The sequence below is a fragment of the Streptomyces sp. NPDC104367 genome, assembly GCF_055583825.1.
Map to the genome: position 1 here is coordinate 294,057 of NZ_JBVJND010000010.1, position 8,667 is coordinate 302,723.

At 73.5% G+C, this 8,667-nt stretch carries 7 protein-coding genes; 4 read left to right on the forward strand and 3 right to left on the reverse strand.

The window, feature by feature from the left end; translation table 11 throughout:
* The first annotated feature begins 8 nt into the window (after positions 1 to 8).
* The 4 genes from ACZ619_RS18055 to ACZ619_RS18070 all read left to right on the forward strand — a co-directional run bounded on the left by ACZ619_RS18055 (position 9) and on the right by ACZ619_RS18070 (position 4,694).
* Positions 9 to 437: a MerR family transcriptional regulator gene (locus tag ACZ619_RS18055; protein ID WP_469599673.1), complete on the forward strand. Its 429-nt coding sequence runs from the start codon at positions 9 to 11 to the stop codon at positions 435 to 437.
* A gap of 14 nt (positions 438 to 451) precedes the next feature.
* Positions 452 to 766: a thioredoxin family protein gene (locus ACZ619_RS18060; protein ID WP_469599713.1), complete on the forward strand. Its 315-nt coding sequence runs from the start codon at positions 452 to 454 to the stop codon at positions 764 to 766.
* Between the two features lie 136 nt (positions 767 to 902).
* Positions 903 to 3,185: a HelD family protein gene (locus ACZ619_RS18065; protein WP_469599675.1), complete on the forward strand. Its 2,283-nt coding sequence runs from the start codon at positions 903 to 905 to the stop codon at positions 3,183 to 3,185.
* Between the two features lie 54 nt (positions 3,186 to 3,239).
* Positions 3,240 to 4,694 carry a cytochrome P450 family protein gene (locus ACZ619_RS18070; RefSeq protein ID WP_469599677.1) on the forward strand — a complete coding sequence of 485 codons (1,455 nt, stop codon included), beginning with the start codon at positions 3,240 to 3,242 and terminating at the stop codon, positions 4,692 to 4,694.
* Here ACZ619_RS18070 and glgB read toward each other — a convergent pair.
* The 3 genes from glgB to ACZ619_RS18085 form a co-directional block, all read right to left on the reverse strand.
* A complete protein-coding gene (gene glgB, locus ACZ619_RS18075; protein ID WP_469599678.1) occupies positions 4,691 to 6,877 on the reverse strand; it encodes a 1,4-alpha-glucan branching enzyme in 2,187 nt (728 codons plus the stop codon). The genes ACZ619_RS18070 and glgB overlap by 4 nt on opposite strands.
* A 28-nt stretch (positions 6,878 to 6,905) precedes the next feature.
* Positions 6,906 to 8,276 carry a maltokinase N-terminal cap-like domain-containing protein gene (locus ACZ619_RS18080; protein ID WP_469599679.1) on the reverse strand — a complete coding sequence of 457 codons (1,371 nt, stop codon included), beginning with the start codon at positions 8,274 to 8,276 and terminating at the stop codon, positions 6,906 to 6,908.
* Between the two features lie 100 nt (positions 8,277 to 8,376).
* Positions 8,377 to 8,667: alpha-glucosidase C-terminal domain-containing protein (locus ACZ619_RS18085; protein ID WP_469599681.1), on the reverse strand; the 291-nt coding region annotated here is incomplete at its 5' end.

Genomic DNA, 8,667 nt, shown 5'->3' on the forward strand with positions numbered 1-8,667 from the left:
TCGTACCTATGCGAATCGGCGAGCTGGCCGCGCGGGCCGGGACCACCACGCGTGCTCTGCGGTACTACGAGGCGCGCGGGCTGCTGCCCGCGCGGCGGGCCGGGAACGGGCACCGGACCTACGACGAGAGCGATCTCAGGCTGCTCACGCAGATCCGGACGCTCCAGGACTTCGGGTTCGAGCTGGAGGAGACCCGGCCGTTCGTGGAGTGTCTGCGGGCCGGGCACGCGGAGGGCGACACCTGCCCCGCCTCGCTCGCGGTCTACCGGCGCAAGCTCGCCGAGCTGGACTCGCTCCTCGACGAGCTGCGGGGTGTGCGGGAGAAGGTCGCCGGGCAGTTGGTGCGGGCCGAGCGGGCGCGGGACGAGCTGGCCGCCGATGCGCGGGTTCCGGGGGGTCCGGAACCGGTGTGCGAGCTGGGAGAGGTGCACGGATGACCAGGGCCGCGGGCGTGACCGAGGTGACGGACGGCGATTTCGCGACGGAGGTGATCGGTTCGGAGCTGCCGGTGCTGGTGGAGTTCACCGCCGACTGGTGCCCGCCGTGCCGGCAGATGGGGCCGGTGCTGACCGCGCTGGCGGCCGAGGAGGGCGAGCGGCTGAAGGTGGTCCAGCTGGACGTGGACCACAACCCGGAGACGACGAACGCGTACAAGGTGCTGTCCATGCCGACGTTCATGGTGTTCCGCGGCGGTGAGCCGGTGAAGGCCATGGTGGGCGCCCGGCCGAAGCGGCGGCTGCTGGCGGAGCTGGCCGACGTGCTCTGAACCGCTCCCGCACACGAAAAATCCCCCGGAAATTGCGCCCGGGGGATTTTTTTGCGTATATTCAGGAGTTCGCGACTTTGGATTGGACGGTCGCGAAGAAGTTCAGTGAGCACAGTATATCCGGGCGGGAGTGGAATTGTCAAACGTCGAATTTCCGGACGATGAATTGCGCGGCGAACAGGAATTCATCGACGGACTGTACGCACGGGTGGACGCGCTGCGCGGCGACACCGAGGCCTCGGTCGACGACGCCCTCACCCTCGGCGACAAGCCGATGCAGGCCCGCCTGGAGCGGGACATCCTGGTCGCCGAGCGCTCCGGGCTGCTCGCCGCCCTGAACGCCGTCGACGGGTCGCTGTGCTTCGGGCGGATCGACCTGACCTCCGGCACCCGCCACCACATCGGGCGGATCGGGCTGCGCCGGGACGACGCCGAGCGCACCCCGGTCCTGATCGACTGGCGTGCCGAGGTCGCCCGCCCCTTCTACCTGGCCACCGGCCACACCCCGATGGGCCTGCGCCGCCGCCGGCACATCGCCACCGACGGCCGCCGCGTCACCTCCCTGCACGACGAGATCCTCGACCTCGGCGACCGGGAGCGCACCGGCCACGAGGACCCGACCGGCGACGCGGTGCTGCTCGCCGCGCTCGACTCGGCCCGCACCGGCCGGATGAGCGACATCGTGCAGACCATCCAGGCCGAGCAGGACGAGATCATCCGGGCGCCGCACCGGGGCGTCCTGGTGGTCGAGGGCGGGCCGGGCACCGGCAAGACGGCCGTCGCGCTGCACCGCGCCGCCTTCCTCCTCTACGAGTACCGCGAACTGCTCGCCAAGCGGGCCGTCCTGATCGTCGGCCCCAACCCCGCCTTCCTCGGCTACATCGGCGAGGTGCTGCCCTCGCTGGGCGAGACCGGGGTGCTGCTGGCCACGGTCGGCGAGCTGTTCCCCGGGGTGCGGGCGACGGCTGCCGACAGCCCCGGGGCGGCCGCCGTCAAGGGCCGCGCGGACATGGCCGAGGTGCTCGCCGCCGTCGTACGCGACCGGCAGACGCTGCCCGACCCGGTCCTCGCGATCGAGCACGACCGCGAGGTGCTGATGCTCGACGACGGCCTGGTCGGCGTGGCCCGCGAGCGCACCCGGGCCGCCCGGCTCCCGCACAACGTGTCCCGCGAGTACTTCGAGGGCCACATCCTCAACACCCTCACCGAGCTGTACGCCGAGCGCGTGGGCACCGACCCGTTCGACGGCAGCAGCCTGCTCGACGCCGCCGACATCACCCAGATCCGCGACGAACTCGCCGAGAACCCCGAGGTCTGGTCCGCGATCGACCGGCTGTGGCCGCTCCTGACCCCGCAGCGGGTGGTCGCCGACTTCCTCGCCGCGCCCGAGGAGTACGTCGGCGCGGAGGACGCCGACGCGATCCGCCGCCCGGTCACCCGGGCCTGGACGGTCCAGGACGTGCCCCTCCTCGACGAGGCGGCCGAACTGCTCGGCGTGGACGAGCGGGTCGTCCGGGCCCGCGCCGAACGCGAGCGCGAGACCCGGATCGCCTACGCACAGGGCGTGCTGGACGTGTCGTACGCCTCCCGCACCTATGAGTTCGAGGACAAGGAGGAGGACGATCCCGACGCCTCCGAGGTCCTCTCCGCGCACCACGTCATCGACGCCGAGCGGTTCGCCGAGCGGCACGAGGAGGAGGACTTCCGCAGCGCGGCCGAGCGGGCGGCGGCCGACCGCACCTGGGCGTTCGGGCACATCATCGTGGACGAGGCGCAGGAGCTGTCGCCGATGGCCTGGCGGCTGCTGATGCGCCGCAGCCCGACCCGGTCCATGACGCTGGTCGGCGACCCGGCGCAGACCGCCGAGGCGGCCGGGGTCGGGTCCTGGGCGGACATCCTGCGGCCGTACGTGGAGGACCGCTGGGAGCACACCCGGCTCGGGGTCAACTACCGCACCCCGTCCGAGATCATGGACCTCGCGGCGGCCGTGGTGCGCGCCGGGCGGCCGGACTTCGAGCCGCCGAGCTCGGTCCGCTCCACGGGCGTACGGCCGTGGCTGCGCCGGGTGACCGGCGACCTGCCCGGCGCGGTCGGCAAGGCGGTGGCCGAACTCGCTCCGGCCGAGGGCCGGTTGGCGGTGATCGCGCCGCGCGACCTGCACCGCTCGCTGGCCGCCCGGCTGGACGGCGTCACGGCCGGTGCCGAACCCGACCTGACCCGCGCGGTCGTGCTGCTCGACCCGCGGCAGGCCAAGGGGCTGGAGTTCGACTCGGTCCTGGTGGTGGAGCCGGGCCGGTACGGCACCAGCGACCTGTACGTCGCCCTGACCCGGGCCACCCAGCGGCTGGGGGTGCTGCACACGGGTCCGCTGCCGGCGGGGCTCGCCGGGAAGGATGTCCCGGGGATCACCGAGACGTAACAGTTCACGCCACGGTGACCGCTTGTGCACGGTCGGTGCGGTATGCGTGTCCGTATGGAAGCCCACCCCTACGCCATCGCGCCGGCCGACTGCCCCCCGCTGGAGTCGCTGCCCGTCGAGCCGCTGCTCACCTCGGAGTTCGACGCCGGACCGGGGGCGGTCTACGACCGGCTGCGGCGCACCCACGGACCGGTCGCGCCGGTCGGGCTGATGGGGGTGCCCGTATGGCTGGTTCTCGACTACCGCGAGGTGCTGGAGGTGCTGCGGAACGAGAGCCAGTGGCGGCGCGACATCCGCTACTGGCGGGCACGGGCCGAGGGACTGCTGCCCGGGGACTGGCCGCTGCTGGCCGGCTACGAGGTGCGGCAGACGATGTTCATGGACGAGGAGGAGCACCGGACGGCGCGGGGCACGCTGCACACCGCGCTGCGCGCCTTCCAGGAGCCGCGCACCCCCCAGGGCTGGGAACTGCGGGGGACCGTCGCCCGGTACGCGGACGAACTCGTCGGCGAGCTGGCCGCCGAGTCGGGCCCGGCCGGATACGCGGACCTGGCCGCCCAGTACGTCCGCCCGCTGCTGCTGATGGTCACCACCAAGCTGTTCGGCTGCCCGGTCGACCTCGGCGACGAACTGGTCATGGACCTGTGGCGGATGCTCGACGGCGGCCCGGACGCGGGGCCGGCCACGGCGCGAGCGTCGGCCACGATGACCCGGCTGGCCGCGCACCGCAGAAGCAGACCCGGCGACGACCTCACCTCCTACCTGCTGCTCGCCGACCCCGGCCTGAGCGACGAACAGCTGGGCCGGGAGCTGTTCATGAACGCGGTGTACCTCAACGACATCACCGGCAACATGGTGCTCAACACCCTGCTGGAGGTGCTCCGCGGCAACGCCGACGTCCGCCGCAGCCTGTCCGCGGGGCAGCTGGGGGAGACGGTCAACCGGGCGGCGCTGGCCAACCCGCCGGTCGCCAACATGTGCTTCCGGTTCGCCGCCCGGGACGTGCGGCTGGGCGACTACTGGATCCGCGCCGGGGACGTGGTGGCCCCCTCGGCGGCCGCTGCGCACCAGAACCTGCTCGCGCTGAACTCCTCCCCGTTGGTCGGCCCGACCGTCAGCACCCGGGCCCACCTGGGCTGGGGAGCCGGGCCGCACCAGTGCCCCAGCGCGGCCCGCGAGCTGGGCGGCATGATCGTGACGACGGCGGTGGGCCGTCTCCTCGACCACTTCGCCAGGGCCGAACTCACCCTTCCGCACGACCAGTTGCCCTGGCGCTCCGGCCCGGTGATCCGGGGCCTGCGCATCCTGCCGGTCCGCTACGAGCTGAGCCCGCACCGCCCCCGCACGCCCGCCCCGGCACCACCCACCGGTCCGGCCCCGCACACCGCCCCGGCCACCGCCCCGCCCCCGGCCTCCGAGGGCCGGTCCCGGAGCCCGCTGTCGGCCCTGCGCCGCCTGATGTCCCGCTCCCGCAGGGACCGGCCCGAGGGACAGGACAACACCCCCTAGGCGGGGCGCAGCCAGACCGTCGCCAGCGGGGGGAGGGCCAGACGGACGCTCGCCGGGCGGCCGTGTGCGCCCTGGTGCTCCGGTTTGACCGGGTCGGGGTTGGTGACGCCGCTGCCGCCGTAGGATGCCGCGTCGGTGTTGAGGGTCTCGTGCCAGGCGGGGACGGAGTCGGGGACGCCCAGGCGGTAGTCCCGGCGGACCACGGGGGCGAGGTTGGCGACCGCGAGCAGCGGCACGCCCTCGGCGTCGAGACGCAGGAACGCGAAGACGTTGTCCTCGGCCGCGTCGCCCGCGATCCACTGGAAGCCGGACGGGTCGGTGTCGCGCTGCCACAGGGCCGGGGTGGCGCGGTAGACGGTGTTGAGGTCGCGGACCAGGTCGCGCACGCCCCGGTGGTCGGCCTCCGCCCCGTACTCCGGGTCCAGCAGCCACCAGTCGGGCCCGTGCGCCTCCGACCACTCCGCGCCCTGCGCGAACTCCTGCCCCATGAACAGCAGTTGCTTGCCCGGATGGGCCCACATGAAGCCGAGGTAGGCGCGCAGGCCGGCGCGCTGCTGCCACCAGTCGCCGGGCATCTTCGAGACCAGCGACCGCTTGCCGTGCACCACCTCGTCGTGGGAGATCGGCAGCACGTAGTTCTCGCTGTACGCGTAGACCATCGAGAACGTCATCTCGTGGTGGTGGTACCTGCGGTGGACCGGCTCGTGGGCCATGTAATCCAGCGAGTCGTGCATCCAGCCCATGTTCCACTTCAGCCCGAAGCCCAGGCCCCCGGAGTCGGTGGGCCGGGTCACGCCCTCCCAGGCCGTCGACTCCTCGGCGATGGTCACCACGCCCGGCACGCGCCGGTAGACGGTGGCGTTCATCTCCTGGAGGAACGCCACCGCGTCCAGGTTCTCCCGGCCGCCGTGCTCGTTCGGCGTCCACTGGCCCGGCTCGCGCGAGTAGTCGAGGTAGAGCATGGAGGCGACCGCGTCCACCCGCAGCCCGTCGATGTGGAACTCCTCGCACCAGTACACGGCGTTCGCCACCAGGAAGTTCCGTACCTCGCGGCGGCCGAAGTCGAACTCCAGGGTGCCCCAGTCGGGGTGCGCGGCCCGTCTCGGGTCCTCGTGCTCGTACAGGGGGCGCCCGTCGAACTCCGCGAGCGCCCAGTCGTCGCGCGGGAAGTGCGCCGGCACCCAGTCCATCAGCACCCCCACGCCCGCCCGGTGCAGGGCGTCGACCAGGTACCGGAAGTCGTCGGGGGTGCCCAGCCGGGCCGTCGGCGCGTAGAAGCCGGTGACCTGGTAGCCCCACGAGCCGCCGAAGGGGTGCTCGGCGACCGGCATCAGCTCGACGTGCGTGAAGCCCAGGTCCCTGACGTACCCGGGCAGTTGCGCGGCCAGGTCGCGGTAGGTCAGGCCCGGCCGCCAGGACGGCAGGTGCACCTCGTAGACGGAGAACGGGGCCTCGTGCACCGGGGTGTCCGCCCGGTGCGCCGTCCACTCCTGGTCGGACCAGGTGAACCGGGACGTGTGCACGATCGACGAGGTGTCCGGCGGGATCTGGGTCCGGCGGGCCAGCGGGTCGGCGCGCAGGGTGCGGGACCCGTCCGGGCGGGTGATGTCGAACTTGTACAGCTCGCCGTCGCCGACCCCGGGCACGAACAGCTCCCAGACCCCGGAGGAACCCAGCGAGCGCATCGGGTACCCGGTGCCGTCCCAGAAGTTGAAGCCGCCGGCCAGCCGTACGCCCCGGGCGTTCGGCGCCCACACCGCGAACCGGGTGCCGGACACGCCCTGGTGGGTCGTCGGATGCGCGCCGAGCGCCTCCCACAGCCGCTCGTGCCGCCCCTCGCCGATCAGATGGAGGTCCAGATCGCCGAGGGTGGGCAGGAAGCGGTACGGGTCCTCGGTCTCCTGGACCGTCCCGTCGTACTCCACCAGCAGCCGGTGCACCGGCGGTTCGCCGAGGGGCAGCAGGGCGGAGAAGAAGCCGTCGCCGTCGTCGTGCAGCCCGGCCCGCAGGTCCCGGCCGGCGACGACCGTGACCGCGCGGGCGTACGGGCGGAAGACCCGGACGGCGATCCCGCCCGGGACCGGGTGCGCGCCCAGGACGGAGTGCGGGTCGTGATGGGTGCCGTGCAGCAGCCGTTCGCGGTCGGCGGCGGCTAGGGACACGGGCTGCTGCTTGGAGGTCACGGACGCGTCTCCCGGGGATCGGAGCAGGTCAGAGCAGGTCGGAGGTGGCGAGCCGGTGCACGGCCGACAGGGGTACGGGGAGCCAGTCGGGGCGGTGCCGGGCCTCGTAGACGACCTCGTAGACGGCCTTGTCGGTCTCGTGGGCCCGCAGCAGGACGGGGTCGGTGCGCGGGTCCGTGCCGGAGGTCTCGGCGTAGCCGGAGCAGTAGGCCGCCCGGCACAGCGCCGCCCAGCGGGGGGCGGCCGGGGTCACCGAGCGGGCCGCGTAGTCGAAGGAGCGCAGCATCCCGGCGACGTCCCGCACCGGCGGCTGCGGCATCCGCCGCTCGGCCAGCGGCCGGGCCGGTTCCCCCTCGAAGTCGATCAGCGACCACTCCCCGGACGGCGCGCGCAGGCACTGCCCGAGGTGCAGGTCGCCGTGGACCCGCTGGGCGGTCCAGGTACGGCCCTCGGCGGCGAGGTCGGCCAGCGCCGTGTAGGCGGAGCGCAGCCCGTCCTCGTACGGCCGCAGCGCGGGCACCGCCTGCACCGCCGCCGTCAGCCGCTCCGTCATGCCCGCGACCAGGGGTTCCAGCTGGCTGTGCCCGAGGGTGGCGGTGGGCAGCGCGCGGGCCAGTGCCGTGTGCACCTCGGCGGTGGCCCGGCCCAGCGCCCGCGCCTCGGCCGTGAAGTCCTCGCCCTTGGCCAGCTCGCGCAGCGCCAGCTCCCAGCCGTCGGTCGCGCCGCGCACATAGGGCTGGAGCACGGCCAGGACGTACGACTGCCCGGCCAGTTCCGCCCGCAGCCAGGCGGTCGGGGCGGGCACCCGGGCGCAGCCCTCGCGGGCCAGCGCCAGCGGGATCTCCAGATCGGGGTTGACGCCGGGCACGACCCGGCGCAGCAGCTTCAGAATGAACGTATCTCCATAGACCACCGACGAGTTGGACTGCTCGGCGGTCAGCAGACGGGCCACCAGCCCGTCGCGTATCTCGCGGTCCGGGTCCCGCTCGAAGCACAGCCCGCCGATGCGGGCCCGGGTGCGCAGGGCCTCCAGGAGCACCTCGGCGGGCCGGGGGTCGTACAGGGCGTCGTACACCGTGCGTCCGGCCAGCGGGCCGTCGGTCACATGGCCGATGAGCGCGGGCGCCAGCCGGGGCGGCAGCGCCTCGCGCACGCCTATCAGGAGCTGGTAGCAGTCGCCGGTCCCGGCGGGGGCGGGCGGCTGGTGGGCGCGGACCAGCAGGTGGTGCAGGCCCAGTCCGCCGTCCGACGGCAGGAGTTCGGTCTCGGCCACCGCGGAGAAGCCGGTGACCGGGCGGCCCTTGCCCGCGAACCAGCGCTGCCGGGGCAGCCAGTCACGCAGGAGGGGATCGAGCGAGGCGAGGAGCGGGGGTGCTGAGGGGGTGACCGTGTCCGCCATGGCGGTACGTCCTTTCCCCGGGGGGCGTCGGGGGCGTTACTGATGGGTGCCCCGGGCGGGCCGGGGGAAACCGCGCCCGCCCGGGCTCTCGTCGGTCGGGCTACTGCGCCGCGTCCGCGCGCAGCCGGAACCAGTAGAAGCCGTGGCCCGCCAGCGTGAGCAGGTACGGCAGTTCACCGACCGCGGGGAAGCGCACCCCGCCGAACAGCTCCACGGGGTGCCGCCCGCCGAAGCGCCTGAGGTCCAGCTCGGTGGGCTGCGCGAAGCGGGAGAAGTTGTGCACGCACAGGACGAGATCGTCCTCGTACTCCCGCAGGAACGCGAGCACCGCCGGGTTCGACGACTGGAGTTCGGTGTACGACCCCAGGCCGAAGGCGGGGTTCTGCTTGCG

Excerpts from the sequence above, each read along its gene's own strand:
- ACZ619_RS18055 (WP_469599673.1), top strand. The coding sequence starts at position 9 with ATGCGAATCGGCGAGCTGGCCGCGCGGGCCGGGACCACCACGCGTGCT.
- ACZ619_RS18070 (WP_469599677.1), top strand. The coding sequence starts at position 3,240 with ATGGAAGCCCACCCCTACGCCATCGCGCCGGCCGACTGCCCCCCGCTG.
- ACZ619_RS18080 (WP_469599679.1), bottom strand. The coding sequence starts at position 8,276 with ATGGCGGACACGGTCACCCCCTCAGCACCCCCGCTCCTCGCCTCGCTC.